Genomic DNA, 25,537 nt, shown 5'->3' on the forward strand with positions numbered 1-25,537 from the left:
GCGGTGCCGTAGTCGGATGGATCGGTGTAGGCGATGTCGGTGGAGTCCTCGGCGGTGTCGTAGTCGGACGTCTCGGCGGTGTAGTCCGTCTCGGCTGAGTAGTCCGTCTCGGCTGAGTAATCGGTATCTGCCGAGTAGTCCGTCTCGGTCGAGGAATCGGTTTCGGCGGAGTAGTCCGTCGTTTCCGCTGCCGTGTAATCCGTCGTTTCCTCGGCAGAGAAGTCCGTGGTCTCGTCGCCGGCACCCGTGTCAGGGACCATCTCCTCGTCCATGTCTTCCCGCCTCGTGTCGTGGGTGGTCGTCCGCCCGGACGCCATCACTGGTTGTGGGTGCCCTTGTTGGTGCCGTCAGTTCCTCCATCGCCGGTCTTCGGAGGGTTCTCGCCGGTGGGCTTCGGGTGATCGGTCTCGGTGCCGCCGCCGGAACCACCACCCCCAGAGCCACCACCTGAGCCGCCGGAACCACCGGAACCCCCGCCGGATCCGTTGTCCGTGCCGCCGCCGGAACCGCCGCCAGAGCCACCGCCGGAGCCGTTGTCGGTGCCACCACCAGAACCTCCGGAACCGCCATCGGTGCCCCCGCCGGAACCGCCACCCGTACCGCCGTCCGTACCGCCGCTGCCTCCGGAGTCGGTACCGCCCTGCTGGTTCGGGACGTAATTCGGCGTCGGCACCGGGGCCGGAGGCGCCACCGCGGGTGGCGGAGGCGAACCGGACAGCCCCGACAGCAACGTCCAGCCGCCCCAACCCGCGCCCCCGAGCAACAAGGCCACAAGGATTACGAGTGTGATCACTCGCGCCCGCGGCTCCTTCAGCGCTGCGGGCACCTTCAGCGACGGCATCGAGGGCTTCGAAGGCATCTTGAGCGGCGAACTCGGCGGTGCGACCGGTGCGGCCTCGGGCACGTAACCGGCCGTTTCCCCGGGTGCGGCCGCGACCGGAGCGGGCTCCGGCTCCTCGGCAGGTGCCGGCGGCTCCGCCGCTGCGCGCTGCTGCGGCACCGGCTCCGTTGGTGCCGCCTCCGGCTGCACCGGTGCCGGCTCGCTCGGCGCCTCCTGCGGGGCAGCTACCGGTGGGCTCACCGCGGCAGCGGGCTCGCTCATCCCGGCGCTCGCGGCTACGGACGGCGGAGCCGGGGTGAGCCGGCTGGCGGCTCGTTCGCGCGCGGTGATGGCCGCGCCGGACGCGATCGCGTACTTCGGGGAGGCGTCGACCGCCACCGGCCTGCGCAGCTCCGCGGAGATCATCTGGGAGATCAGCGGGATCCGCGAGGATCCGCCGACCAGCAGCACCTTCTGCAGGTCCCCCGGCTCGATCTCGGCCGAACGAAGTGCGCGCAGCAGGTCCCGGATGGTTTCGGCGACGCTCGGCCGGATCATCTGCTCGAACTCCTGCCGGGTCAGCCGCACCTGCGTCTGGACCTGAGGCAGCAGCACCGGCACGACCGTCTGGGTGTCCTCCGACAACGCCTCTTTGGCGGCCGTGCATTCGGCGCGCAGGCGCAGGATGATCTGCCGGGTGTGCACGTCGCGCGGGTCAAGTCCGTGCAAGGATTTCCCGGTGCTGCGCACGACGTGGGTCAGCACGGCCTCGTCGAAGTCCATGCCGCCGAGGTGTTCGATGCCCTGCGATGCTCCGACCAGGTCGAATCCGCGCTCGCGCTTGGCCAGCACCGCCGCGTCGAACGTGCCGCCGCCGAGATCGTAGACGGCGACGGTGTCACCGGCGTCGACCCGTTCCGCCGAGGCGTAGGAGATGGCCGCGGCCTCCGGTTCGGTCACCGTGGTGGCGCCGGTCAGGTCGGCCAGCTGGAAGCACTGGGCGAGCAGGTCTTGCTTGTACGGCCCCCAGTTCGCCGGGTGGCAGACCGTCACGTGCGCGGGCGGCTCGCCCCGCTCGCGGGCGACGGTGTCGACGGTCCAGCGCAGCAGCCGGGCCATCAGCGCGTCGGCGGAGAACGGTTTGCCGCCCAGGATGATCGGGGCCGGGTCGCCGAACCGGCGCTTGAACTCCCGGACCACGCGACCGGGGTCGGTGGCCGCCCGGCGGTGCGCGGCCTCGCCGACGAGGAAGTCGTCGGCGTCGGTCAGGAACAGCACCGACGGCACCTTCGGCGCGTGCTCACCTAGCGTGGCGACCTCGACTCGGTCCTCCACGGCGACTGCCGCCGCGGTGAAGGTGGTGCCGAGGTCAACCCCGAGCTGGTATCCCATAGAGGTCTGTCTCCTGTGCCAGCCCTGGTTCCCGTCCCGGTGGTGATCTGCGGTACGCCTGGCGCACCCGCGGCCCGCCACCACGTTCCGGCCGACTGCGGGCCGGAGCGGTGTACCCCGCGTAACGACCGCTTCGTCGTGGCCACGCACCATGTGCGTCCACACGTGTCCCGGTCGCCCTGTAGCCATGCGAACACGCCGAGTTTCCCGGCAATAGCGCCGAAAGTCCCGCATCAGAAGAGAATCTGCACCCTGCCCGCGGCATCTGCCAGCGGCGAGGCGCCGAACGTCCGCCAGGTGCCCCGAATGACTCGGCGAGCAGGAAGAATCACCCTCTGCCGCAAGCAGGTCTGATGTGGACAGTTTCAGAATTGGCGTTCGGGACGCGATGTGGACGGGCCGACCGCCGGGATTCACACCTGCACATCGCAACGCTCGAAAAGCGGCAGCATGCGGGCGAACTTGTTATCACTGAAGGCAATCTCATGCTCACCGACCACGATCGCACAAGGAATCTCAAGCCTGAACACGGATACCCGGTGGATCGGCAAGCCCATCACGTGCTGAACCGGCTCACGGCGCACCGATCGCGAACACGTCCATCAGCTGCGCGAGGGTGCGGTAGTACCCGACGAGGACGACCAGCTCCACGACCCCCTCGCGCCCGAGCCGGGTGACCGCGGCGTCGAATTCGTCGTCGTCCAGGGGACGGAAGTCGTCCTGCAGGCGCCGGCACAGGGCGTAGGCCGCAGTCTCGATGGGGTCCTCGGAGGTGAAAGTGCCGGAGGCCAGGGTGGACAGCTCCGCTTCGGTGAGCCCTGCCGCGCGCCCGATCCGCTCGTGGGCGTATCGCTCGAAGCCGCTGTCGGTGGCCGCGGCGACGGTGAGGATCGCGATCTCGCGGGTGCGGGCGCTCATCCGCGTGCGGTAGCGCACTGCCGCTCCCAGTTCTTGGAGCGGGCCGCCGACGCCGGGTGCGTGCAGCATCACGCCGAAGGGGCCGTTCAGCGCGCCGTCGTCGTCCTGGAGCGCGAAGAGCTGGGGCCCTGCGGCGCGCGGACCGGAGGTGATGCCCTGGTAGAGGGCCAGCTGTTCCTCGTTCAGCTCGGCCTTGGTCAGCTTGGGAAGTCGAGCGGGGTCGGTGGGGGTCACGTCGATGTCCTGTTCATCTCGGAGCCTCGGAGATGTCCGGTGAAGAATTCCGCGACGGCGGCGATGGTCTCGTGTTCGTCGAACACGGGGTCCTCGTGGTTGGCGCCGTCCAGGAGCAGGGTCCGGGCCTGGCCGCCGGCCGCCCTCACCGCCTCCGCGAGCCACCGGCTCTGCTGCGCTGAAGTGATGGCATCGCCGGTCCCGTGCAACAGCATCATCGGCGGGCTTTCGGAGTGGACGTGCGTGACCGGGCTCAGCGCGCGGAAGTGGTCTTCGGTGAGTTCGGCCTCGGGCACGCCCGCAAGCAGCGCATGGCGCAGGCGGGCGCTGGGCGGGTGCGGCAGGCCGGTCGGCCAGACCGCCGTGCGCACTTCGTGGGGCACCGGCAGAGCGGGGTCCGGACGGGCGTCGGCGGCGCGGGCCGTGAGGTCGTAGCTGCCGAAGTAGCCCACCATCGCCTGGACCGAGCTTTCCGGCCCATCGACGGCGAGGGCGAGATGGGCGGCGATGTGCGCGCCGGCGGAGGCGCCCCAGACCCCGATCCGTTCCGTGGCCAGGCCGTGTGCCTGACCTTCACGTCGCAGCCAGCGGACGGCGGCTTGGGCGTCGTGGAGCTGAGCGGGGAAGGCGGCAGCGTTCGCGAACCGGTAATCGGCGCTGGCGACGGCGATGCCGTGCTCAGCGAGGCGGACCAGTCGGTCGAGGTGATCCTCGCGGCTGCCGATCAGCCAGGCACCGCCGTGCAGGTACAGGACGACGGGCACGCCTGCCGGGGCCGGGATGTCCGGGATGTAGAGGTCGAGCAGCAGGTCCGGCGAGGCGTAGCGCAGCCCCTTCCGCGTGCGGACGACATGGTGTCGGGCCATCGCATGATCCTCCTCGTGTCCAGTCGGTCTTGCGCGAGCCGGTGCGCCGCAGCGGCCTGCATCAGCGCATCGCGGCGATGGCCGCGAGCACCCGCTGCTGGGAGCGCCGGGCCAGCTCCAGCGCCCGGTGCGGGTCGGCGGTCAGGAGCTTTCCGCCGCGCTTGACGATCCGGCCGCCAACCAGCACGGTGTCGACGTTGCCGGGGTGGGCTGCGAGCACCAGCGCTCCGGCCGGATCCGACACCGGGGCCAGGTTCAGGTCGCCGGCCCGGACCAAGATCACGTCGGCCTGCTTGCCGGGGGTGAGCGAGCCGGTCCTGCGGTCGAGTCCGGCCGCCTTGGCGCCGGCCAGGGTGGCGAACTCCAGGACGTCGCGGACCTGGAGGGACTCGGGTGCCCTCGGTGCGCGGGAGTGGCCGCCGCCCATCCACGTGCGGAAGTACGCCAGCAGGGTCCGCATCTGGGTGAACATGTCGCCGGAGCACTTGGTCTCGGTGTCGCCGCTGAGGCTCGGCCGGATGCCCGCGGCGAGCAAGCGGTCGAGGGGAACGTCGCCCATGCCGGGGGAATTGAGCTCGCAATGCACCCCCAGCGACACCGATGCGCCCGCGTCCGCGATCATCGCGAACTCGTCGTCGCCGCAGCGGCAGCAGTGGACGAAGGTGATGTCCGGACCGAGCACGCCGGCGTCCCGCAGCTGCGCGACTGCCCGGTGGTGGGCGTTGTGCGCGTACGCGCCGACGTGGACGGTCGTGCGAACGCCCAGCTCCCGGGCCAGTCGCAGGTCGTCGAGCCATACGTCGCGCCGGGCCATCTCCGGTCCGCGGGCCGCCATCGCCAGGGTCAGCAGCTGGTCATCGGAGGCGAAGTACCGCTCGCGAAGGCGGCGGATGTCCTGCGGGTGTCCGAGGGCGCTGTCGCGAGTCCACTCGGGCGCCAACGGCCACCCGTGCGCGAAGACGCCGCGGATGCCCGACTCGGTCAGGGCCTGGATGGCGGCGTCGGAGTGCTCAGGGGTGTTCTGGACGTGGGACCAGTCCACCAGCGTGGTCACACCGGAGTCCAGCGCCGAAAGCGCGCCCAGGAGGTTGCCCGCGTACACGTCGTCCGGGCGGTATCCGGCGCCGACCGGGCCGAGCATCTCGGCGAAGTACTGCAGCGGATCGGTATCGGCGTAGTGGTGCCGCACGGCGGTCTGCCAGGTGTGCCGGTGGGTGTCGATGAACCCCGGCATGACGATCATCGACGTGGCGTCGACGACCTCGGCGCCGAGGGCGTCGATGCTCGGAGCCACCTCGCGGATGACGCCGTCCTCGATCAGGACGTCACCCACCGGCAGCTCGCCGACCGCGCCGTCCATGCTCAGGACGTGGCCGTTGGTGATGAGGGTCGTGGTCATCGCCGGGCTCCGATCCAGTGCTTGATCTGGTCGGCCGCCGCCTGCGGGTCGGGGGCGTGCTCGTCGGCCCAGGCGATGTAGGCATCGGGGCGGATCAGCAGGCTGCGGACGGCCCGCAGTTCGGGGGTGGTCACGACGGGCACCCCGCTGACCACGCGCAATGGCAGCCCGGACGCGTCGAGTCCGGCGTAGCTGTCGTCACCGGTGCAGTCGATCAGCAGGAACCGTTGGTCGCGCAGCAGTTCTCCGACCCGCTCGATGCCGTCGGCAGTGACCAGTTCGAGGTCGGGGGCGCGATGACCGGTGAGGAGGTGGCTGCCCGGCAGGCTCGGGTAGGGCGCGGTCAGGCCGTTGAGTTCGAGTGCGATGCGCCGGTTGACCTCCGGCAGCGGGAGCAGGTGTTCCTGGAACATCCGTTTGAACACCACGCCCTCCGCGGTGAAGTTGAACTGCACGGCGCACTGCGCCTCCACACTGCGCAGCAGTTCCTCGGCGACCGGCCGGCGCTCCTGTTCGTAGGTGTCCAGCAGGGCGTCGTCGGCGTGGCCGTTGAGGACGGCGGCGAGCTTCCAGCCGAGGTTGAACGCGTCCTGGATGCAGAAGTTCATCCCGACGCCGCTGGCCGGGTAGTGGATCCGGGTCGACTCCCCCACCAGCAGGATGCGGCCGTTGCGGAACGTCGTGGCGATGCGCAGGGCGTCGGTGAAGCGGGACGCCCACCGCAACCCGTCGAACTCCACCTCCCTTTCCAGGACGTCGCGCAGACAGGCGCGGACCTCCTCCTCGGTCACCGCCTCGGATTGCGGGGCATGGCGCCGTTGCGCGTGCACGATGTTGAAACGCGTCACCGCAGTGCCGTCATCGTCGTGGCCGAAGGGGAAGGATGTGACCCAACCGTGTTCGTTGTCGGTCATCAACCGCCCGTCCGGCCCCAACCCGCCAGTCCGCAGATCGGCGACCATGCCCGTGAAGGTCGCACCACGTCCTTCGAAGCCGATTCCGGCCTGCCCGCGCACCAGGCTGCGACCGCCATCGGCTCCCACCGCGTAGCGCGCCGTCAGCTCGAGGCGGCCCGCCCCGTGCGCTGCGGTGACCAGAACTCCCTCGGCGTCCTGGGTGATCTTCTCGACCAGTGCGCCGTGCCGCACGTCCACATCCAGCTCGCGGGCGCGTTCGAGGAGCAGCTCCTCGGTCATGTTCTGCGGCATGATCAGCCGGAAGCCGAATCGCGAGTTCAGGTGATGCCAGTGCACTGGTTGCATACCGGCCCAGATGTGCACCGGGATCAACGGGTTGTCCCTGATCGACCTGGCGCGCTCGAAGAAGCGGTCGGCGATCCCGCGGGCGTCGAAGAGTTCCAGGACACGCGGCAGCACCGTGCCGGCGCGGGACTCGACCGGCTTCGTACGGCGCTCGAGCACCGTCACCCGCACACCCGCCAAGGCCAGCTCACTCGCGACGGTGAGCCCGGAGGGGCCGCCTCCGACGACCACGACGTCCGTGTCTGTCATGCTTCAGACTCCCGTCTGCTTCAGGGGCCGGGCGTCGATCCCGGCTCGTTGGAGTGCGGTGGCGTGGGCGGCCAGGCGACTGCGGTCGCCACTCGGGTTGACGAAGAACGCGGCGCACACGCCGCCTGCGATGACGATCAGCCCGGTGATGGTGAAGCCCAAGCCGAAACCGCTCGCGGCATCGGAGGAGGCGTCCAGGATCAGGCCCATCGCGAACGGCCCGGCGATGCTGCCCAGCGAGTAGAGGCCGTTGAGGGTGCCCATGACGGCTCCCCGCTGGCCGGGCGGGCAGAGCCGGCCGACGGCGTTGAAGGCCGAGGTCATGGCGACCATCGGCAGCCCTGCGGCGAGGGTGACGCCGCAGATCAGCAGGAAGGCGTTGCCCAGGTGGGGCACCAGCACGGCGCAGGCACCGCCGACCGTCACGGTCACGCCGGTGAGGACGCCGAGCGGGAAGCGTTCGGAGACGCCGCGGGCCATGAGCCGACCGGACAGGGCACCGAGAACGATGATGGCGACGATGCTGACGATGTTCGGCGGGATGACCATGTTGCCCGCCGCGGAGGCGCTGAAGCCGGCGACTTTGATGAAGAACGGGACCAGCCACGCGATGACGACGGCAAGGCTCCAGGCGGCCGCGAAGGTCATCGCGACCGCGCCGACGAACGTGCGGCTGAGGAGGATGCGCCGGTAGGGGATGCGCTCGCCGTCCAGGCCGGCGGTTCCTCCGGTGGCATCCGAGCCTTCGGCCGCAGGGGCGGAAGGGGTTTCGGCAGGCCGGTCTTTGCCGAAGGCAGCCCAGACCAGCGCCCACACAACGCTGAGCGCGGCAGTGGTGAAAAAGCCCCACCGCCAACCGTGTTCGACGATCACCCACGTCAGGATGGGCGCCGCGGTCAGCGCGCCGATGCCGTGGGCGATCTGGGTGAGGGCCGTCGGCAGGCTGCGGCGCTCCGCTGGGAACCAGCCGTGCACGGTGTGGACGGCCAGCGGATTGGCCGGCCCCTCGGCAGCGCCGATGAGGATCCGGCTGGCGAACAGCGCCGCCACGGTGGAGGTCACCAGCACCGAGCCCTGCGCGACGGCCCACAGGAGCGCCAGCACGACGAACACCCACTTGCTGCGGACCTTGTTCACCATCAGCCCGACGAGGACTGCTGCGACGCTGAAAAGCAGGTAGAAACTGCTGCTCGCGGCGCCGTAGGTGACGTTGCTGAGCTTCAGCTCATCCATGATCGGGACGGCCGCGAGCCCGAGAACGGCCTTGTCCCAGAACGAGAGTGCCATGGCGGCCATCAACAGGACGGTCATGAGCCATGCGCGCCTCAGATCATGCGACCTCTCCATGGTGATCTCCTCGCATCGGGGTGAATCGTGTGGTCAGGCGTGCTGGCTCCGCGGTTGCAAGACGAAGCCATCGGCGGCCGCCTGGTTCGGGTTGCCCGAACGGGCGTGCATCACGGCGCCGCCTAGGGGCCGGCCGGGCTCTCCTCCACGCGCGTCCGTCTTTCCCTTCCGGTCGGCTCGCACTCCGGTTCGCCGACCGGTCCGACCGACGACGGCCCGTCAGGAGTGGTGGAGACGTCGTGGCCACGGGTTCATCCGGCTGCGCTGTGCGTGCCGGTCATGAGGGCGGCCAGGTCCTCGGGGTGCAGGAACGACGGGGGCGGCGGCGGGCCCCAGTTGAAAAGTCCTTTGGCGCCTTCGAGGACTTCGGGCGTCCACAGCTGGTCGTCCACGACGCAGTCCATGTCGGAGTAGTACTCGGAGAAGTTGCCTGCGGGATCCTTGAGGTACCAGAAGAAGTTGGACCCGGCGTGGTGCCGGCCCAGGCCCCACACGTGCCGTTCCGGGTGGTCCTCCAGCATCGCCGTGGCGCCGCGACCGACCTCGTCGATGTCGTCGACCTGCCAGGAGGTGTGGTGCAGGAACGCGACGGGGGCCGCGAGGACCAGGAGGTTGTGGTGGTCCGTGGAACAGCGCAGGAACACGCCGTGGTCCTTGATGTAGTCGCTGGCCTTGAAGCCCAGGCCCTCGCGGAAGAAGGCGGTGGTCGCGTCTAAGTCGGTGGTGCCGACGACGGCGTGGCCGAGCTTGCGGGGCTGCACAGGGGTGGTGCGCAGGATTCCGGGGGCTCGGGAGCCGGCGCGCTCGATCCGGCCGGGTCCGTTGTAGACCGTGGCGGGGACGGTGGGCTGGGCGAGGCGCGGGGCGACTTCCAGCACGGCTCGTACCGCAGTGGCCCTGTCGTAGGCGGTCAGGGTGGAGCCCGTGGGCCGGCTCTCGATGCCCAGACGCTTCAGCCGTGCCGCCGCGGCGTGGAGGTCGTCAGGCGTGTCGGCGCCAACGCGTACTTCGACCAGCCGACGGGCGGGCGTGTGGACGATGTGGAGCTGACGGCCGGCGTCACGCGTGCTGAACCAGCCGTCGCCGTCCGGGGAGAGGCCGAAATCGGCGTAATACGCCGCCGTCTCGGCGACGTTGGGGACCCCCATGGTGATCGAGACCAGGCGGTGCAGCGCCATGGCGGAGACTCCTGTCTTGTTCGTCAGAGGGCAGGTCGAGTGGGCAGCCGGGTCAGGCGGTGAAGGTCTGGCGCAGTTCGCCGATGCCCGCGACGGTGCTGACGAGCACGTCGCCGGATGCCAGCCAGCGCTGCGGGTCACGGCCGAGGCCGACGCCGGCGGGGGTTCCGGTGAAGATGGCGTCACCGGGCAGCAGCGGCAGGACCGCGGACAGCCCGGCGATCAGAGCGGGCACGGAGAAGATCAGGTCGCGGGTACGGCACTTCTGGACCTCTTCGCCGTTGATCGTGCAGCGCAGTTCGAGGTCGTCCGGGTTCTCGAACTCGTCGGGGGTGACCAGCCACGGCCCGACCGGGGCGAAGCCCGGGTAGGACTTGCCGAGGCTGAACTGCGGCGCAGGCCCGGCGAGCTGGGTGATCCGCTCGGAAATGTCCTGCCCCACCGCGAGACCTGCCACGTGCTCCCAGGCAGCGTCCTCGGACACCCCTTCGGCACGGGCGCCGATCACCGCGACCAGCTCCACTTCCCAGTCGGTGTGCCCGCCCGGCGGAAGTGCGACCTCCGAGACCGGTCCGGTGATGCTGGTGACGTACTTGGTGAACACCGGCGGCAGGCCCGATGGGGACGCGAAGCCCGATTCGGAGGCGTGGTCCCGGTAGTTCAGGCCGATGGCCAGGACCTGGCGAGGAGCGGGGACGGGTGAGCCGAGGGCGGCCGGCTCGAAGGCCACCCCAGCAGGGAGATCCGCCGCCTCCGCCACCCAGGCTCGGAACTCCTCCCAGCGGTCGTAAACGGCCTGCGGATCGGCGGAGAAACGACCGCCGGTGGCCTGCTCGACATCGATCGCGCGACCGTCGGCGATCAGGACGAGGCGACCGGAGAGATTGGCGATGCGCAAGGCAAGCTCCTGTGGAGGGGATCGCGGAAGTGATGTTCAGGCGCGCGGAGTCGTTCCACAGCACCCGGAGAATCGGGCACGGCCGTGGGGAATCGGTGTCCGGGCTTCGGTGTGCCTCGAGACTAGAACGCCGACCACCAGCAACGTTAATGATTCGTGCCGATGGGATGCATCACTGACGTCGATACTGCCGGCCGTGCGGCAACTCGGCGGCCACGGCTTTCCAGACGCCGACGACGATCAGCGCGCCGAGCCGGAGCCATCGTGCTCGCGGCGTTCACGGCGACCGCGGGTCAGGCGGGGCCATCCCCCGGGAAGTCGAGTTCCCGGGCGAGCTCGACGAGCCTCTTCCGCAGCCACTCGTGTGCCGGGTCCCGGGCGTGTTGCGGGTTCCAGTAGAGCGCCTCGTGGAACGGCGGCAGCGGAACAGGGGGTTCGAGGATGCGCAGCCTGGCGGGCTCGGCGACCAGCCGCGCCAGCCGTTCGTGCACCAAACCCACGACAGGCGTGTCGCGAAGCAGCAGAGGCGCGGTGACGAAGGACTGGGTGCTGATCACGTTGCGCCGGGTGATCCCCAACTCCTCGAGCTGCGCCTCGATCACGGGCACCCCGGTGCCGCCGGCGTAAGCCGCGTAGGGCAAGGCCACGAACTCCTCGACGGTGATCGTGTCGCCGACCGCCTGGTTGTGCCGGTCGACCGCAAGCACGTACCGGTCGGTGAACAACGGTTCGCTCGGGAACCCGAAGCGCTTCCCCGTGATCTCCGTCGGCATGATCAGGAAATCGGCCTGCCGGCGGCGAAGCTGGTCGACGTAGCCGGCCGTGATGGGCTTCACGCAGACCTGGATCCGAGGAGCTTCCACGGCGAGCACCGCGATCAGTCGGCGCAGCAGCACCAGCAGGACGTAATCGCTGGCGACGATCGTGAAGGTCCGGGCCTCCCGTGCCGGTTCGAAGTCGGCCGGGCGGCCGAGTACGGCCTCGACAGCGCCGATGGCCGAACGAACGGGTTCCACCAAGGATTCCGCCAGCGGGGTGAGCGTCGACGAGCGGCCTTCGCGCACCAGCAAGGGATCGTCGAAGTGCTTGCGCAGACGCGCCAACGATGCGCTCATCGCGGGCTGCCCCACCGACAGGCGCTCGCCCGCCCTCGTGACGTTTCGTTCGGTCAGCAACGCATCGAGCGCCACGAGGAGGTTGAGATCGACGCCGCTCAACCGCATGACCGTCCCCTCCGACCGACAACGACTGATCACAGATCGGGACAGCATCGATCACATCAACACTGTTCGACCCGAGAGTAACCGGCGAGGCCGGGGCGCAGCCGCCGGCCAGCCCACGGCTGCGCCCCGATCGGCACAGCGCTGTCCGCCCTGGCCGGTGCAGGGCGTCGCGCGCGCAACGGACGATGACCGGTGGGGCGAGCGGAGGCGGGCTCGCCGCCAATGCTCTTGGGCTTGTCGTTGGTTCGTACCACTGGAGCGCGCCGATGGCGATCGGCATGGCGTTGGCCGCGGATGCGTTGCGTGGTCCTTCGTTCGAGACTGGGTCGATGGGCGAATTGGTCCGGAAGCGTGTTCGGGTCGAGGGAATCGTGCAGGGCGTGGGTTTTCGGCCCTTCGTCTACTCGCTGGCGACCGGCCTGGGGCTGGCCGGGCACGTCGGCAACGACGTGCACGGCGTGTTCGTCGAGGTGGAAGGGCCGGCGTCGGGCATCCAGCGGTTCCTCGGCATGCTCCGGGAGCAGGCTCCGCCGTTGGCGGTGGTGGCCCGGATCTCCGTCGCCGATGTCGCGGCCGTGGCCGAAACCGGGTTCCGGGTCGTCGACAGCGACTCGACCGGATCGCGGGCGGCCCTCGTCTCCAGCGATAGCGCCACCTGCGCCGACTGCCTGGGCGAAATCACCGATCCGGACGACCGGCGGTCCGCTTACCCGTTCACCAACTGCACCAACTGCGGGCCGCGGTTCACCATCGTTCGGGACGTTCCGTACGACCGCCCGAATACGACGATGGCGGGATTCGCCCTGTGCGCCCGGTGCGAGGCGGAGTACCGCGATCCGGCGAACCGCCGGTTCCACGCCCAGCCGGTGTGCTGCCCGGACTGCGGGCCGCGGCTGCGGCTGACCGACCGCGGCGGCGTAGCCCTTCAGGGCGACCCCCTCACCGAAGCGGTGGCGGTCTTGGCACGCGGCGAAGTGCTGGCCGTGAAGGGATTGGGCGGATACCACTTGGCCGTGGACGCGACCAACAGCGATGCGACGGCCACCCTGCGCAAGCGCAAGCACCGGGAGGACAAGCCCTTCGCGGTCATGGTGGCGTCGGTGGAGCAGGCCCGGTCGCTGTGCGCGATCGACGATGCGGAGCAAGCCTCGCTCACTTCCCGACGGCGCCCCATCGTGCTGCTGAACCGGCTTCCCGACGCCCCGGTCGCGTCGAGCGTCGCGCCCGGGAACCACCAGCTGGGCCTCATGCTTCCCTACACCCCGCTGCATCACCTGCTCCTGCGCCGCTTTGCCCGGCCGATCGTGCTCACCAGCGGCAACGTCTCCGACGAGCCGATCGCCTACCGCGATGACGACGCGCTCGCGCGGCTGGGAGACATCGCCGATGCGTTCCTGGTCCACGACCGGCCCATCCACATCCGCACCGATGACTCCGTCGTCCGCGTGGTCGGCGGCCGCGCGATGCCGGTCCGGCGGTCCCGCGGCTACGTGCCGGAACCGGTGACGCTGCCGTGGCCGTTCCCGCAGCCGGTGCTGGCCTGCGGTGCCGAGCTGAAGAACACCTTCGGCATCGCCAAGGGCGAGCACGTCTTCGTCTCCCACCACATCGGCGACCTGGAGAACTACGAGACGCTGCGGTCCTTCACCGCCGGGATCGAGCACTTCCGCCGGCTCTTCGACGTCGAACCGCGGGTCGTCGCCCACGACCTGCACCCCGAGTACCTGTCGACGAAGTACGCGGCGGAACTGGACGGTGCCGAGCTGGTCGGGGTGCAGCACCACCACGCGCACATCGCATCCTGCCTGGCCGACAACGGCGAATCCGGCCCCGTGCTCGGAGTGGCGTTCGACGGGACCGGGTACGGCGGCGACGGCTCGATCTGGGGCGGGGAGTTCCTGGTCGCCGATCTGACCGGCTTCCGGCGGCAGGGCCATCTGGAACCGGTTCCGCTGCCCGGGGGAACGACCGCCATCAAGCAGCCGTGGCGGAGCGCGGTCGCCTACCTCGCCGAGTGCGGGAACCTGACCCCGGATCTCGATGTGCTGCAGCGCAACGCGAACTGGGCCGAAGTCGCCGCGCTGTCGCGATGGGATCGCCACGCGCCGCCGGCTTCCAGCGCCGGGCGGCTCTTCGACGCCGTGGCGGCGATCCTCGGCGTGCGGGACCTGATCAACTACGAAGGCCAGGCCGCCATCGAGCTCGAACAACTCGCCGACACCACCGAGGCGGGCGAATACCCGGTGTCGATCAGTGGCGGGCCGGTGTTGCGCGTTCGCGGCGCGGACCTGGTTCGGTCGGTCGTCGCCGATCTCCGTGCCGCGACGCCGCTGCCGGTGATCGCCGCGCGGTTCCACAACGGACTGGCGGCGGCGGTCGTGGACGTTTGCGGCAGGATGAGGGATTCCACCGGGATCGGCACCGTGGCCCTCTCCGGCGGTGTCTTCCAGAACGTCCTGCTGTTGCAGCGCGTCACGATGTTGTTGGACCGCAACGGGTTCCGCACGTTGCTGCATTCGCAGGTTCCGGCCAACGACGGCGGGATCAGCCTGGGGCAGGCCGCCGTCGCCGGGGCGCTGTGCCGCGCACGACGCTAGGGGTTGTTTCGGGATGCGGCGTCAGCCGCATGCGGTTGGGACTCAGCTCGCACCGCCGCGGGTTCTCAGGCTGTGCCCGCCCTTCTGGGCTACTGGGCGAGGCCAGTCCCCGATGCCGCGTATTGGTCATGCGTAAGTCGGGGCTCCCACAGTCCAGGCGGCGACGGCAAATCTCGCAGGGGGGCCGCTACCCGCACCGCCACGCAAACCCAATCTGAAATGTCCTCTCAGGCAAGCACCTGCTTGTCCAGCCAGGCGTACCAAGCGTCGAGGCCTTCCCCCGTCGAGACCGACAGGGGCTGCACCCGGGCGCCGGGATTGGCGGTGGACGCGGCGTCGGTGAAGCGGGCCACGTCGAAATCGACGTGGGGCAGCAGGTCGATCTTGTTGAGCAGCACCAGGTCCGCCGAGCGGAACATGTGCGGGTACTTCAGGGGTTTGTCCTCCCCCTCGGTCACCGACGCGAGGACCACCCTGACGCGCTCACCGAGGTCGAACAGCGCCGGGCACACCAGGTTCCCGACGTTCTCGACGAACACCACCGAACGGTCCGGCGGTTGCAGGGCGCGCAGGGCGTCGGACAGCATGGCCGCGTCCAGGTGGCATCCCGTTCCGGTGTTGATCTGCACCACCGGGCATCCGCTCTCCCGCAATCGTGCCGCGTCGAGGCCCGTTTCCTGATCGCCTTCGACGACCGATAGCGGGGCGCCGTCGAATTCCCGCACGGTGCGGGCCAGCAGGCTGGTCTTGCCGGAACCGGGCGAGCTCATCAGGTTGATCAAGGCGATCCCCCTGGACTGCGCGTGGTCCCGGTTCTCGGCGGCGAGCCCGTCGTTCTTGGCCAACACCTGCTGCTCCAGGACCACCGTCCGCGATGATTCCTCGTCACAGCCGCACGTGCCGCACATCTACCCCACCTCCACGGCCTTGATCCGAAGTTCCTGTCCGGCGAGGATCGCGATGTCGACGCCGCCGCACGGGCAGCGCGCGAGCAGCTCGTCCATCGCGATCTCCTGTCCGCACGAGCGGCATTCGCCGCGCCCGGCCGGTTCTGCGATGTCCAGTTCGGCCGTCGACAGCCGGGTGCCGTCCGCGACGAGCTCGAAGCAGAACCGGATCGCATCCGGCACCACGCCGGAAAGCCGCCCGATCTCCAGGTGCACGCGCTCGATGACCGGCTCGTCCACCGCCTCCAGGACGGCGTCCACGATGCTCTGGGTGATGCCGAGCTCGTGCAAGACTCAGCAGATCCGCGGCAGTGGATCGCCGACCAGCAGATCGACGATCCGGGTGCCGCCGAAGGTCGTGTTCAACAGCACCAGCCCAGGTGGATCGTCACCGATGCGCCCGATCAAGGCGGCCTGCTCCCCCAGCGGATGCGCGCGCATCGCCTCCAGCGCCGTCTCGGCCTGCCCGCCCGGGACGACCGCGACGATGCGTCCCTCGCAGGCCACGTAGAGCGGGTCGATGCCCAGCAGTTCCGAGGCGCCCCGGACCTCGGTGCGCACCGGTACCGCCGCTTCGTCGACGACGACGGCCACCTGAGCGGCCTGGGCGATCTCGTTGAGGATCGTCGCGACACCGCCGCGCGTGGCGTCACGCATCGCTCGGACCTCCGGCACCGCGGTGAGCAGGTCCGCGACGAGCCCGTGCACCGGCGCGGTGTCGGAGACCACGTCGGAGTCGATGTCCAGCTCGCCCCGGGCGAGCATCACCGTGACACCGTGATCACCGATCGGTCCCGAGACCAGCACGGCATCGCCCGGACGCGCCGTGCGGACACCGAGCCGGTGTTCGGTGTGCAGAACGCCGACGCCCGAGGTGTTGATGTAGCAGCCGTCGGCCTTGCCCTTCTCCACGACCTTGGTGTCGCCGGTGACCACCTCGACGCCGGCCGCCCGCGCCGCGGTCGCCATCGACTCGACGATGCGGAGCAGGTCGGCGACCGGAAACCCCTCTTCGATCAGGAAGCCCGCCGAGAGGTACCGCGGCGTCGCACCGGAGACCGCGAGGTCGTTGACCGTGCCGTTGACCGCCAGGTCGCCGATGTTCCCACCGGGGAAGAACAGCGGTGACACCACGAACGAGTCGGTGGTGAACGCCAGCCGCTCCCCGTCGACCGCGAGTTCCGCGCCGTCTTCCAGCTGCTCCAGCACTTCGTTGCGGAACGCCTCCAGGAACACGGCCTCGACGAGCGTCTGCGTCGCCTTCCCGCCGGATCCGTGCGCGAGCGTGATCCGCTCGTCCTTCACCTTCGGCTTGCGGCGGCGGGCCTTCTCGATCCGGTCGAGCACTTGCTGCTCGGCGTCGAGTTCGGCCAGATCGCCGCGGCGCTCGGTGCTCACGTCCGGCTCGCCTCCTTGACCCGGTCCCGGCTGAACCGCCCGAAGTTGTAGTACGCGGCGCACGCGCCCTCCGGCGAGACCATGCAGGTGCCGATCGGTGTTTCCGGCGTGCAAGCGGTGCCGAACACCTTGCACTCCCACGGCTTGAGGACGCCCTTGAGCACCTCGCCGCACTGGCATGCCTTGGGATCGGCCACCCGCACGCCCGGCAGCTCGAAGCGCCGCTCGGCGTCGAACCGCGCATAGGCGTCGCGGAGCCGCAGCGCCGAGTGCGAGATGAAGCCGAGGCCGCGCCACTCGAAGTACGGGCGCAGCTCCATCGTCTTGGCGATCGCTTCCAAGGCGGTCGTGTTGCCGTCCCACGGCACCACGCGCTTGTACTGGTTCTCCACCTCGCAACGGCCCTCGGCCAGTTGCTTGAGCAGCAGGTAGATCGACTGCATGATGTCCAGCGGCTCGAAGCCGGAGACCACCACCGGCTTGCCGTAGTCCCGGGCGATGAACTCGTACGGCCGGCAGCCGATCACCGTCGACACGTGCCCCGGGCCGAGGAACCCGTCCAGCCGCAGGTCCGGGGAGTCCAGGATCGCCTTGATCGCCGGGATGATCGTCACGTGGTTGCCGAAGACGGAGAAGTTCTCCAGCCCTTCCTGCTCGGCCCGCAGCAGGGTCATCGCCGTCGACGGGGCGGTGGTCTCGAACCCGATGGCCATGAACACCACTTGCCGGTCGGGGTCCTGCCGGGCGAGCTTCAACGAGTCCAGCGGCGAGTACACCATCCGGATGTTGGTGTCCTCGGCGTTGGAGTCGAAGAAGTTCCCGTTGCTGCCGGGCACGCGCATCATGTCGCCGAAGGAGGTCATGAGCACCCCGGGCCGGCGCGCGATGTGGATGGCGTCGTCGACCCGGCCCATCGGGATCACGCACACCGGACACCCGGGTCCGTGCACCAGCTGCACGTTCTCCGGCAGGTAGTCCTCGATGCCGTGCTTGTAGATGGTGTGGGTGTGCCCGCCGCAGACCTCCATGAACTTGTACTGCCGTCCCGGCTCGCACAGCGCGGCGATCTCGGCGGCCAGCGCTCTCGCCTTGTCCGCGTCCCGGTACTCGTCGACGAATCGCATCGGTCCCCCCACTCACTCGATGCGCGAATCCTGCAGCGCGTCGATCTCGTCGGTGTAGGTCTGCCCCAGGCCCTCCAAGAACTCCAGCACCGCGCGGGCCTCCGCTTCGTCTATTGTGGACAATGCGAAGCCGACGTGGATCAGGATCCACTGCCCCGGTTCCGGTGGTTCCCCGAGGAGCCCGATGTTGATGTTGCGGCGGACTCCGCTCACCTCGACCTTGGCGAGGTCCGGCCGGTCCGGGAGGATCGCCAGGACCTCACCGGGGATCGCGAGGCACATCGGCGGCTCCTCCCGTTTCGTCCAACGCCAGCAAGGTCATCTCCCAAAGCGCGTGGTAGAGCGTGGTCTGCGCCTCCTGGATGCGGTGCACCGAGGCGGACGGCACCACGAAGAGGTGGTCGATGTGCTCGGATTCGGCCATCCGGCCGCCCTTGTCGCCGGCGATGCCCACGGTGAGCAGCCCGCGCTGCGCGGCTTCCTCGAAAGCCCGCAGCAGGTTCGCGGAGTTCCCGCTGGTGGACAGGCCTACCGCGATGTCCTGGCGGCGGCCGAAGGCACCGATCTGACGGGCGAACACCACGTCGAACCCGATGTCGTTGGACAGCGCCGTGACCACAGCGATGTCGCTTGTCAAGCCGATCGCCGGGAGGGCGCGCCCCGCCCGGCCCGGGCTCAGGAACAGGCTGGCGAGGTCTTGGGCGTCGGTGGAGCTGCCACCGTTGCCGAAGGTGAGCAACCGGCCGCCGCGGGCGAAGCGTTCCGCCATCGCCGTTGCGCACGCGATGATCTCACCGCGGTACCGGTCCAGGACCGCGCCGCGAAGATGCACGATCTCCCGCGCCTTGTCCTGCGTGGACACGCGGACTTCGTCGAGCACCGCATCGACATCGCCCTCCGCCCTCGACAAGAACGGGTACAGCGAGTCCACGGCATCAGTACCGGTATCCACGAGCGGTCACTCCTTCACGATCCCGATCGACTCACCGGCGTGGACCAGCACCCTGTCCCCGGGACGAGCCGACACCAGCGCGACGCTGACGACTTCCTCACCCGCTTCGGTGGCCACGGCCGCGAGCCCGTCGTCCAGCAACCGCAGGACCTCGACCGCGACGACCTCGTCCGAGCAGGTCACGCACGAATCCCCGCGGCAGTTGTCCGCGGGTTCCCCGGCCGTCATGCGATCGCCTCCCGCCGCAACGCGCCCGGGTGTTCGAAGAACACGTGAACCAGTTCCCAGAGGATGTGGTACGTCGTCACGTGCACTTCCTTGACCACTCGCGGGTCCTGCGCGGCGGCGATCAGCACGTGGTCGAGCCCCGCGCGGGCGATGCGTCCGCCGTCGCCACCCAGCAGGCCGACGGTCAGCAGTCCCTGCCGGCGCGCTTCGGCCAGGCCGCGCAGCACGTTGCCGCAGCCGCCGTCGGTCGAGATGCCCAGCGCGATGTCGCCGGGGTCGGCGAGGTGGCGGATCTGGTGGGCGAAGATCTCATCCAGGCCCGCTCCGGTGGCGACGCCGGTCACCGTTGCCACGTCCGCGGTCAACGAGATCGCCGGCAGTGCCCGCTTGCCCACGATCACGGGATGCACGAACTCGACGGCCACGTGCTGGGCGTCCGTGCTCGGCCCGCCGTTCCCGAACACGATGAGCTTGCCGCCCGCGTGGAACCGGGTGGCCATCGCATGGCACGCGCGTGCGACCTGCTCGGCGTCCCCCACCAACGCCTGCAGCGGTGCCACCCGTCGTTCGAAGATCTCGTCGACGGCACGCCCGGCGGCCTCCTCGGACCACGGCATCAGGTCACATCCTCACTCGCGATCATGCCCCCGTAGCGACTTGCGCGGCGGAGCGAGTTCAACTCCTGCGCCGCGCCTGAGACGCTAAGGGCGGTGCTCCGCCGGGACAACTCGATCTGCTTTGCCCTCAACGACATTCGAGTCGCTTTCACATGTCGTGCGGGCCGCCCACGGCCGAACCACGAGCCCCACTCCCGCGGCGGGCATCGCCGGACCGCGTGACATGCGGCTCCCGTCCTTCTCCCGCGCCTGACTCCCGGATCGGGCGACCGGCGAGCACATCGTCCACAACGGACAGGACCACACCGGCAATGCGCGTTCCACCGTCCGGTTCACCGCGTTCCGCGTCGCCGCAGCCGACCACGATGACCTGGCCGCACCGGTGAGCCGGGGTCAACGGCAGATCCGCGAGCCCGGTGGAGAGGACTTCCCCCATCGGCCCGGCGCGCAGCACGACTGTGGCGTCGAACTCCTCGAGCGCCCGCGCGAGGTCCTGCCCGCGAACACCGAAATCAGCGACGCGCACCCCGGGCGGGAGGTCGCACCCACGCAGGTGCTCGACGACCCTGCGCACCTCGCACTCGCCCGGCTTGACGGCGTCGCCGCCAAGGCCTGCGACGAGGACCCGGTGCTCACCCGCATCGGAAACCCGTTCGAGCTCCTCCGGGTCGAAGAAGAACCGGTGGCCCAGTTGGCTCATGCGACCGAGGTCCGCCGCAGTGTCGCCGACCAGCGACACGAGCACGTAAACCCGGCCGTCCGCCCCGCGCTCGACACCGTCCACTTCGGCGAGCCTCCCCGCCAGCGCGATGTCCACGATGTCGGCGCGCCGGGAAGGCCGCAGCCGGACCCGCATCCCGACAACCGGGAGTGGCTCGGCGCCGGCGGTCACGACGTCCCCCGCACGGTGTCCAGATCGGCGACGAGCTCCCGAACGACGGCCGCGGCCGCATCGACCGACTCCGCCACCGGCTCGGTGAGTCCCCACCGGTAGGAGCAGTCCGCGGGCTCGCAGCCGACGACCAGAGCCCTGCGCAGCGGCACGCCGAAACCCGCGCAGCAGCCGAGCACCGAGTCCGGGTTCATGCCGTGGCCGTCCACGCCGGACGCGGGTTCGATCGCAGCGAGGTCGGGTTCGAGGACCGAGACGGTACCCGGCACCTCGCCGCGCGCCACCGCGTCGACCAGGACGAGCACGTCGTAACCGTTCATCAGCTCGTAAGCCAGGTGCATGCCCCGGATGCCGAAGTCCGCGACCGTAGCGCTCGCCGGCGGGTCTTCCGCCAACCGGGCGGCGACCGCGACGCCGAACCCGTCGTCGCCCAGGAAGACATTTCCCACGCCTGCGACCAGGATCCGCGCTCCCGTCCTGCTCGCCCGTCCGGGAGAACGTCCTTCGCGCAGCACGGCATCCGACACCACACGTGCTTTCCCCATACCATCGCCTTCCGCAGATCGATCGCCGCTAGGGCGTGCCTTTCCGGCGCGCGCCGCCGCGGAAGTTGACGGCCATCCGCCACATCCTGATTTCTCGCACCAACCCGGGCAGTTCTCTCAGCAACAGCGCCGCCAATCCCGCGCCGATCAAGGCTGCCTGCAATATAAGGACTTTCCTCGCCATTCGAGCCTCCCTCCCGATCAACCCGGCGAGATGTTCGGCATGATCTCGAGAATCGCGTTGTGGTGCTTCGACTGGATCCCGGTCGAACGGCGGGCGTCGGCCGTGCCGTCGGCGTGGTGCCCCGTCTGCCGCCGGGACGGGCCCTGGTTCCCTTGGTGCAGGCCCGGGACGTGACTGGGCGTATCGACCTTCACGTCCTGCTTGCCGACCCTGATCTCACCCATCGCAACTCCTCCGGTCTTCGGCCAGCGCCGCGAAGAACCGCTCGATCGCCGGCCACACGGTTGAACCGCCGGACAGCCCGCTCCACTCCTGGCGCACCACGGCGACCAGCCGGAAGCAGTCCTCGATGGGAACGATCCAGTGCTCCCGCTGCCCGCGTGCGGTGTTCACCAGCAGCGCCTCGACCTCCCGGGCCATCGTCCCGAGCGGTGCGTGCCGGTCCACGACCTCCCCCCAAACGCACGGATCGACCTCCCACTCCGTGGCTCCCACGGGGCTGGGGTAGTGGGCGACCACGGTGCCGTCCGACTTCACCGTGACGAAGACCAACCCGACCGGGACGCCCAGGCCTCCCGTGGGCACGGGATCCAACCGCTGCCGCCGCTGCGGCACGAGCCGGAAGTGATCGCCGCCGGCGGCATCCCGGTCGAACAGCACCGAACATGCCCGGCAGGCGCACAGGAGCTCACCCCGCCCCAGATCCAGCACGTGGCGGTGCTCGTCGGGAACCGGAGCGCCGCAGACGTCGCAGGGCTGCCCTTCCGCACGCCGGCGGGCTTGCCGAGCCAGACGCTCCAATGCCGCGGACCTCACGTCTGCCTCCGCGCGCTGCCCCGGGCCCGGCTCAGCACGGCATCCACCGGGATCATCGATGGCGTGGCCGGCTGCGCCACGTCGACCTCCGCTACCTCGGGTACCAGGGCCAACACCGTTTCGGTGATCGCTCGTGCCACGTCGGCGGACGTCGACGAACAACTCCCGTGCACTCCGGTCAGCCGCACCCGCGCGACGTTCCCCGCCACCTCGGTCAGCTCCACCTGTCCGCCGCGCGACTCGACGTGCGGGCGGACATCGTCGATGGCCTGCCGCACGCGCTCGGCCACCGGATCCGGATGGATCTCGTGCAGGACCATCAGGTGCTTCAGCAACTCGTCCTGGGCGAGCGTTCGGGCGAGCGGCCCGCCGAGGTCCACGACCCTGCCCAACGCCTCGCCGTAGACCTCGATCAGGATCTGCACCGATTCCATCGCCGCGTCGGCGGTCGGCCCCGGCGCCTGCTCGACTGTCGCGAGCAGGTCGTCGACTCGGGCGAGCCGCTCCTGGACCGCCGCGTCGTCGAGCCTGCTCCCGTCAGGCATGCGCTCCTCCGAAGGTGGGCGAATGCACTTTCCGGAGCTCTCGGCCGCCTCCCAGGTACATGTGCACGCCGCACGGCAAACACGGGTCGAAGCTGCGCACCGTGCGCATGATGTCGATGCCCTTGAAGTCGTCGGCGCCGTTCTCCTCGAAGATCGGCGTTCCGCCCACCGCGTCCTCGTACGGGCCGGGCACGCCGAAGCTGTCCCGCGGACTGGCGTTCCACGGGGTCGGCGGGTACGGGTGGTAGTTCGCGATCTTCTTGTCCTTGATCACCAGGTGGTGCGAGAGCACTCCGCGGACCGCCTCGTGGAACCCGCATCCGATGGCCTCGTCGGGCACCTCGAAATCCGTGAAGATCCGGCTGTCGCCGGCTCGCACCTGCTCCAAGGCCTGCTCGGTGAAGTGCAGCGCCATGGCCGCGGCGTAGGCGACGAAGTACACCCGCGCCCGGTCCCGCTCGATCGCGTTCGACAGCGGCTTTCCCGCCTTGTCGTGCGGAATGCGCCATTCGAGCGTCGTCTCGGGAAGTTTGTCGCTGCGCGGCAGGGAGATCTGCACGCTCGACCCGGTCGCCCGGACGTAGGGGGTGTCGACGAGGCCGTTCAGCGCGGTGGACCACAGCCGCGCCAGCGGCCCGCCGCCGGTGTCCAGCGCCAGGTGGTTCTGCCCGTCGAACCACCGCGGGCTCATCACCCAGCTGTAGTTCCCGTCGAAGTCGCGCTTCTGCGGTACGGGCACGGTCGTCTGGTTCCACGGGTGGCGCATGTCCACCGGGTTCCCCAGGGGATCGCGGGTCACGAACGGTTCCTCGTTCGCCCAGTCCTCGTAGAACGAGCTCCCGAGCAGGATCCGGATGCCCAGGTTGATGTCGACGAGGTCGTTCGTGACGAGTTCGCCGTCCACGATGACGCCGGGCGTCACGAACATCGCCTTGCCCCACTCGCTCATCGTCTCGTAGCGGTAGTCGCAGACGTCGGCGTTCTGCCACGCGCCCCAGCACCCCAGCAGCACCCGGCGCCTGCCGACCTCCTCGTACCCCGGCAGCGCCTCGTAGAAGAAGTCGAAGACGTCGTCGTTGAGCGCGACGGACTTCTTCACGAAGTCCAGGACATGCACCAACCGGGACAGGTAGTCGGTGAAGGTCGTCGGCTCGGGCATCGTCCCCACCCCGCCCGGGTACATCGTGGACGGGTGCACGTGCCTGCCTTCCATCAGGCAGAACATCTCCCGGGTCACCCGGCTGATCTGCAGGGCCTCCTTGTAGATCTCGCCCTCGAAGGGGTTGAACCCCCGCATGATGTCGGCGATCGTGCGGTAGCCGTGCACATCCCGGTTCCTGGCCTCGGCGGACTCCGCGCGCCGCAGCAGCGCCGGGTTGGTCTCCTTGACGATCGCCTCGCAGAAGTCCACGAAGACCATGTTGTCCTGGAAGATCGTGTGGTCGAACATGTACTCGGCCGCTTCGCCGAGGTTGACGATCGTTTCCGCCAGCGGCGGCGGTTTGATCCCGTAGGCCATCTGCTGCGCGTAGTTGGAGCACGCCGTGTGGTTGTCCCCGCAGATGCCGCAGATCCGGCTGGTGATGAACCCCGCGTCACGCGGGTCCTTGCCCTTCATGAACACCGAGTAGCCGCGGAACAACGATGACGTGCTGTGGCATTCGGCGACCTCGCCGTTGGCGAAGTCGATCTTGGTGTACACGCCGAGGTTGCCGATGATCCGGGTGATCGGATCCCAGTTCATCTCGACGAGCTTGCCCTGCTTCGGTTCAGCGCTGGTTCCGCGATCGGCCATGGTCCGGTTCTCCTGCTCTCGTCGTCAGCCACTGCCTACGGACGCCAACGGGGGTTGTACCCGCTCGTCAGCACCGGCTGCTTGTGATGCCACTTCGGTTCCTTGTTCGCGACCCTGTTGGTGATGCCGCGCATCCGCCGGATGAACGATCCGTAGGGTTTGGCGAGGATGCTGGACAGGCTCGCCCCCGTCGGTTCGTCCATGAACGGCATGAACATGTCCGGGAATCCCGGCATGGTGCAGCCGATGCAGATGCCGCCCACGTTCGGGCAACCGCCGACCCCGGAAATCCAGCCGCGCTTGGGCACGTTGCAGTTGACCACCGGTCCCCAGCAGCCGACCTTCACCTGGCACTTCGGCGAGTTGTAGTCCTTGGCGAAGTCGGCCTGCTCGTAGTAGCCCGCCCGATCGCAGCCCTCGTGCACGGTCTTGCCGAACAGCCACTGCGGCCGCAACTTCTCGTCCAGCGGCGGCGCCGGCGCGGCTCCCGCGGCGTGGTACAGCAACCACGTCAAGGTCTCCATGAAGTTCTCCGGTTGCACCGGGCACCCCGGGATGTTGATGATCGGGAGGCCGCCGCGGGACTTGAACTCCCAGCCCAGGTAGTCGGCGAGCCCCATGCACCCGGTGGGATTGCCGGCCATCGCGTGGATCCCGCCGTAGGTCGCGCAGGTGCCCGCCGCGACCACTGCCCACGCCTTCGGCGCGAGGCGGTCGAGCCACCAGTTCAGCGGCAGCGGCTCACCGGTCTCCGGATCGTTGCCGAACGACGTCCAGTACCCGTCGCCTTCGATGACGTTCTGGTTCGGGATGGAGCCCTCGATCACCAGGACGAACGGCTTCAGCTCCCCGCGCGCCGCGGCGCGGAACGGCTGGAGGAAGTCCTCCCCACCGGGCGTGGGCGAGAGGACCTTGTTGTGCAGATTGACCTTCGGGAGCCCCGGAATGAGGCCGAGCACCACGTCCTCGATCGCGGGTTGTCCGGACGCCGTCACCGACACGGTGTCGCCGTCGCAGCTCATCCCCTCGGAGATCCACAGGATGTCGATCTCCTCGAACCCACTTCGTCGCGCGGCGCGGCTCATCTCCTGCTTCCGCGTCTCCAGCTCGT

General features: G+C 69.5%; 27 protein-coding genes and 1 pseudogene. 1 reads left to right on the plus strand and 27 read right to left on the minus strand.

The window, feature by feature from the left end:
- The 11 genes and pseudogenes from AB0H93_RS18530 to AB0H93_RS18580 all read right to left on the minus strand — a co-directional run.
- Positions 1–272 (minus strand): annotated as a pseudogene (locus tag AB0H93_RS18530) (hypothetical protein); the annotation flags it as partial.
- 44 nt (positions 273–316) lie between these two features.
- On the minus strand, positions 317–2,212 hold the full coding sequence (locus tag AB0H93_RS18535) for an Hsp70 family protein (RefSeq protein ID WP_358573858.1): 1,896 nt from the start codon (positions 2,210–2,212) through the stop codon (positions 317–319).
- A gap of 413 nt (positions 2,213–2,625) precedes the next feature.
- Positions 2,626–2,796, minus strand: a complete 171-nt coding sequence (locus AB0H93_RS18540) for a hypothetical protein (protein ID WP_358573860.1) — start codon at positions 2,794–2,796, stop codon at positions 2,626–2,628.
- Entirely contained in the window at positions 2,786–3,364 is a 579-nt protein-coding gene (locus AB0H93_RS18545) for a carboxymuconolactone decarboxylase family protein (RefSeq protein ID WP_358573862.1), read from the minus strand. The genes AB0H93_RS18540 and AB0H93_RS18545 overlap by 11 nt, the downstream gene beginning before the upstream one ends.
- On the minus strand, positions 3,361–4,230 hold the full coding sequence (locus tag AB0H93_RS18550; RefSeq protein ID WP_358573864.1) for an alpha/beta hydrolase: 870 nt from the start codon (positions 4,228–4,230) through the stop codon (positions 3,361–3,363). Before AB0H93_RS18550 ends, AB0H93_RS18545 begins: the two co-directional genes overlap by 4 nt.
- A 61-nt stretch (positions 4,231–4,291) precedes the next feature.
- Positions 4,292–5,629: an amidohydrolase family protein gene (locus tag AB0H93_RS18555; RefSeq protein ID WP_358573866.1), complete on the minus strand. Its 1,338-nt coding sequence runs from the start codon at positions 5,627–5,629 to the stop codon at positions 4,292–4,294.
- A complete protein-coding gene (locus AB0H93_RS18560; RefSeq protein ID WP_358573868.1) occupies positions 5,626–7,140 on the minus strand; it encodes an FAD-dependent oxidoreductase in 1,515 nt (504 codons plus the stop codon). Before AB0H93_RS18560 ends, AB0H93_RS18555 begins: the two co-directional genes overlap by 4 nt.
- Before the next feature lie 3 nt (positions 7,141–7,143).
- A complete protein-coding gene (locus AB0H93_RS18565; RefSeq protein WP_358573871.1) occupies positions 7,144–8,451 on the minus strand; it encodes an MFS transporter in 1,308 nt (435 codons plus the stop codon).
- Positions 8,452–8,738: 287 nt separating this feature from the next.
- The gene (locus tag AB0H93_RS18570) at positions 8,739–9,665 is read right to left on the minus strand and encodes a VOC family protein (RefSeq protein ID WP_358573873.1); all 927 of its coding nucleotides are present in this window, start codon (positions 9,663–9,665) and stop codon (positions 8,739–8,741) included.
- A gap of 52 nt (positions 9,666–9,717) precedes the next feature.
- Entirely contained in the window at positions 9,718–10,563 is an 846-nt protein-coding gene (locus AB0H93_RS18575) for a fumarylacetoacetate hydrolase family protein (protein ID WP_358573876.1), read from the minus strand.
- Positions 10,564–10,856: 293 nt separating this feature from the next.
- Positions 10,857–11,786: a LysR substrate-binding domain-containing protein gene (locus AB0H93_RS18580; RefSeq protein WP_358573879.1), complete on the minus strand. Its 930-nt coding sequence runs from the start codon at positions 11,784–11,786 to the stop codon at positions 10,857–10,859.
- Positions 11,787–12,115: 329 nt separating this feature from the next.
- Here AB0H93_RS18580 and hypF point away from each other — a divergent pair, with 329 nt between their 5' ends.
- Positions 12,116–14,383: a carbamoyltransferase HypF gene (hypF, locus tag AB0H93_RS18585; RefSeq protein ID WP_358573881.1), complete on the plus strand. Its 2,268-nt coding sequence runs from the start codon at positions 12,116–12,118 to the stop codon at positions 14,381–14,383.
- 227 nt (positions 14,384–14,610) lie between these two features.
- Here the strand turns inward: hypF and hypB are convergent, their stop codons facing one another.
- From hypB to AB0H93_RS18665, 16 genes are all read right to left on the minus strand, one after another.
- Positions 14,611–15,291 carry a hydrogenase nickel incorporation protein HypB gene (gene hypB, locus AB0H93_RS18590; protein ID WP_358573884.1) on the minus strand — a complete coding sequence of 227 codons (681 nt, stop codon included), beginning with the start codon at positions 15,289–15,291 and terminating at the stop codon, positions 14,611–14,613.
- Complete coding sequence (locus AB0H93_RS18595) at positions 15,292–15,621, minus strand: hydrogenase maturation nickel metallochaperone HypA (RefSeq protein ID WP_358573886.1); 330 nt, start codon at positions 15,619–15,621, stop codon at positions 15,292–15,294.
- A gap of 3 nt (positions 15,622–15,624) precedes the next feature.
- The gene (gene hypE / locus AB0H93_RS18600; protein WP_358573888.1) at positions 15,625–16,728 is read right to left on the minus strand and encodes a hydrogenase expression/formation protein HypE; all 1,104 of its coding nucleotides are present in this window, start codon (positions 16,726–16,728) and stop codon (positions 15,625–15,627) included.
- Positions 16,725–17,852, minus strand: a complete 1,128-nt coding sequence (hypD, locus tag AB0H93_RS18605) for a hydrogenase formation protein HypD (protein WP_358573890.1) — start codon at positions 17,850–17,852, stop codon at positions 16,725–16,727. The genes hypE and hypD overlap by 4 nt, the downstream gene beginning before the upstream one ends.
- 12 nt (positions 17,853–17,864) lie before the next feature.
- Positions 17,865–18,134, minus strand: coding sequence for a HypC/HybG/HupF family hydrogenase formation chaperone (gene hypC / locus AB0H93_RS18610; RefSeq protein WP_358573892.1), 270 nt, complete (start codon positions 18,132–18,134; stop codon positions 17,865–17,867).
- Complete coding sequence (locus AB0H93_RS18615) at positions 18,112–18,804, minus strand: SIS domain-containing protein (protein ID WP_358573894.1); 693 nt, start codon at positions 18,802–18,804, stop codon at positions 18,112–18,114. The genes hypC and AB0H93_RS18615 overlap by 23 nt, the downstream gene beginning before the upstream one ends.
- Before the next feature lie 6 nt (positions 18,805–18,810).
- On the minus strand, positions 18,811–19,032 hold the full coding sequence (locus tag AB0H93_RS18620) for a hydrogenase assembly protein HupF (protein ID WP_358573897.1): 222 nt from the start codon (positions 19,030–19,032) through the stop codon (positions 18,811–18,813).
- On the minus strand, positions 19,029–19,649 hold the full coding sequence (locus AB0H93_RS18625) for an SIS domain-containing protein (protein ID WP_358573900.1): 621 nt from the start codon (positions 19,647–19,649) through the stop codon (positions 19,029–19,031). The genes AB0H93_RS18620 and AB0H93_RS18625 overlap by 4 nt, the downstream gene beginning before the upstream one ends.
- 148 nt (positions 19,650–19,797) lie before the next feature.
- Positions 19,798–20,541 (minus strand): hypothetical protein, encoded by a 744-nt coding sequence (locus AB0H93_RS18630; RefSeq protein ID WP_358573903.1) that lies wholly within the window; start codon positions 20,539–20,541, stop codon positions 19,798–19,800.
- On the minus strand, positions 20,538–21,086 hold the full coding sequence (locus tag AB0H93_RS18635; protein ID WP_358573906.1) for a hydrogenase maturation protease: 549 nt from the start codon (positions 21,084–21,086) through the stop codon (positions 20,538–20,540). Before AB0H93_RS18635 ends, AB0H93_RS18630 begins: the two co-directional genes overlap by 4 nt.
- Before the next feature lie 28 nt (positions 21,087–21,114).
- The gene (locus tag AB0H93_RS18640) at positions 21,115–21,270 is read right to left on the minus strand and encodes a hypothetical protein (RefSeq protein WP_358573909.1); all 156 of its coding nucleotides are present in this window, start codon (positions 21,268–21,270) and stop codon (positions 21,115–21,117) included.
- 17 nt (positions 21,271–21,287) lie between these two features.
- Complete coding sequence (locus AB0H93_RS18645; protein ID WP_358573912.1) at positions 21,288–21,494, minus strand: hypothetical protein; 207 nt, start codon at positions 21,492–21,494, stop codon at positions 21,288–21,290.
- Positions 21,487–22,071, minus strand: coding sequence for a DUF5947 family protein (locus AB0H93_RS18650; protein WP_358573915.1), 585 nt, complete (start codon positions 22,069–22,071; stop codon positions 21,487–21,489). The genes AB0H93_RS18645 and AB0H93_RS18650 overlap by 8 nt, the downstream gene beginning before the upstream one ends.
- 11 nt (positions 22,072–22,082) lie before the next feature.
- Positions 22,083–22,631: a NifU family protein gene (locus AB0H93_RS18655; protein WP_358573918.1), complete on the minus strand. Its 549-nt coding sequence runs from the start codon at positions 22,629–22,631 to the stop codon at positions 22,083–22,085.
- A complete protein-coding gene (locus AB0H93_RS18660) occupies positions 22,624–24,426 on the minus strand; it encodes a nickel-dependent hydrogenase large subunit (protein WP_358573921.1) in 1,803 nt (600 codons plus the stop codon). Before AB0H93_RS18660 ends, AB0H93_RS18655 begins: the two co-directional genes overlap by 8 nt.
- 35 nt (positions 24,427–24,461) lie before the next feature.
- On the minus strand, positions 24,462–25,511 hold the full coding sequence (locus AB0H93_RS18665; RefSeq protein WP_358574002.1) for a hydrogenase expression protein HypE: 1,050 nt from the start codon (positions 25,509–25,511) through the stop codon (positions 24,462–24,464).
- Positions 25,512–25,537 lie beyond the last annotated feature (26 nt).

The organism is Saccharopolyspora sp. NPDC050642 (assembly GCF_040654735.1).
GTDB classification, from domain to species: domain Bacteria; phylum Actinomycetota; class Actinomycetes; order Mycobacteriales; family Pseudonocardiaceae; genus Saccharopolyspora; species Saccharopolyspora elongata.

Excerpts from the sequence above, each read along its gene's own strand:
- AB0H93_RS18535 (WP_358573858.1), bottom strand. The coding sequence starts at position 2,212 with ATGGGATACCAGCTCGGGGTTGACCTCGGCACCACCTTCACCGCGGCG.
- AB0H93_RS18550 (WP_358573864.1), bottom strand. The coding sequence starts at position 4,230 with ATGGCCCGACACCATGTCGTCCGCACGCGGAAGGGGCTGCGCTACGCC.
- AB0H93_RS18555 (WP_358573866.1), bottom strand. The coding sequence starts at position 5,629 with ATGACCACGACCCTCATCACCAACGGCCACGTCCTGAGCATGGACGGC.
- AB0H93_RS18560 (WP_358573868.1), bottom strand. The coding sequence starts at position 7,140 with ATGACAGACACGGACGTCGTGGTCGTCGGAGGCGGCCCCTCCGGGCTC.
- AB0H93_RS18565 (WP_358573871.1), bottom strand. The coding sequence starts at position 8,451 with ATGACCGTCCTGTTGATGGCCGCCATGGCACTCTCGTTCTGGGACAAG.
- AB0H93_RS18570 (WP_358573873.1), bottom strand. The coding sequence starts at position 9,665 with ATGGCGCTGCACCGCCTGGTCTCGATCACCATGGGGGTCCCCAACGTC.
- AB0H93_RS18580 (WP_358573879.1), bottom strand. The coding sequence starts at position 11,786 with ATGCGGTTGAGCGGCGTCGATCTCAACCTCCTCGTGGCGCTCGATGCG.
- hypF (WP_358573881.1), top strand. The coding sequence starts at position 12,116 with ATGGGCGAATTGGTCCGGAAGCGTGTTCGGGTCGAGGGAATCGTGCAG.
- hypB (WP_358573884.1), bottom strand. The coding sequence starts at position 15,291 with ATGTGCGGCACGTGCGGCTGTGACGAGGAATCATCGCGGACGGTGGTC.
- hypD (WP_358573890.1), bottom strand. The coding sequence starts at position 17,852 with ATGCGATTCGTCGACGAGTACCGGGACGCGGACAAGGCGAGAGCGCTG.
- hypC (WP_358573892.1), bottom strand. The coding sequence starts at position 18,134 with ATGTGCCTCGCGATCCCCGGTGAGGTCCTGGCGATCCTCCCGGACCGG.
- AB0H93_RS18620 (WP_358573897.1), bottom strand. The coding sequence starts at position 19,032 with ATGACGGCCGGGGAACCCGCGGACAACTGCCGCGGGGATTCGTGCGTG.
- AB0H93_RS18625 (WP_358573900.1), bottom strand. The coding sequence starts at position 19,649 with ATGCCGTGGTCCGAGGAGGCCGCCGGGCGTGCCGTCGACGAGATCTTC.
- AB0H93_RS18635 (WP_358573906.1), bottom strand. The coding sequence starts at position 21,086 with ATGGGGAAAGCACGTGTGGTGTCGGATGCCGTGCTGCGCGAAGGACGT.
- AB0H93_RS18640 (WP_358573909.1), bottom strand. The coding sequence starts at position 21,270 with ATGGCGAGGAAAGTCCTTATATTGCAGGCAGCCTTGATCGGCGCGGGA.
- AB0H93_RS18645 (WP_358573912.1), bottom strand. The coding sequence starts at position 21,494 with ATGGGTGAGATCAGGGTCGGCAAGCAGGACGTGAAGGTCGATACGCCC.
- AB0H93_RS18655 (WP_358573918.1), bottom strand. The coding sequence starts at position 22,631 with ATGCCTGACGGGAGCAGGCTCGACGACGCGGCGGTCCAGGAGCGGCTC.
- AB0H93_RS18660 (WP_358573921.1), bottom strand. The coding sequence starts at position 24,426 with ATGGCCGATCGCGGAACCAGCGCTGAACCGAAGCAGGGCAAGCTCGTC.
- AB0H93_RS18665 (WP_358574002.1), bottom strand. The coding sequence starts at position 25,511 with ATGAGCCGCGCCGCGCGACGAAGTGGGTTCGAGGAGATCGACATCCTG.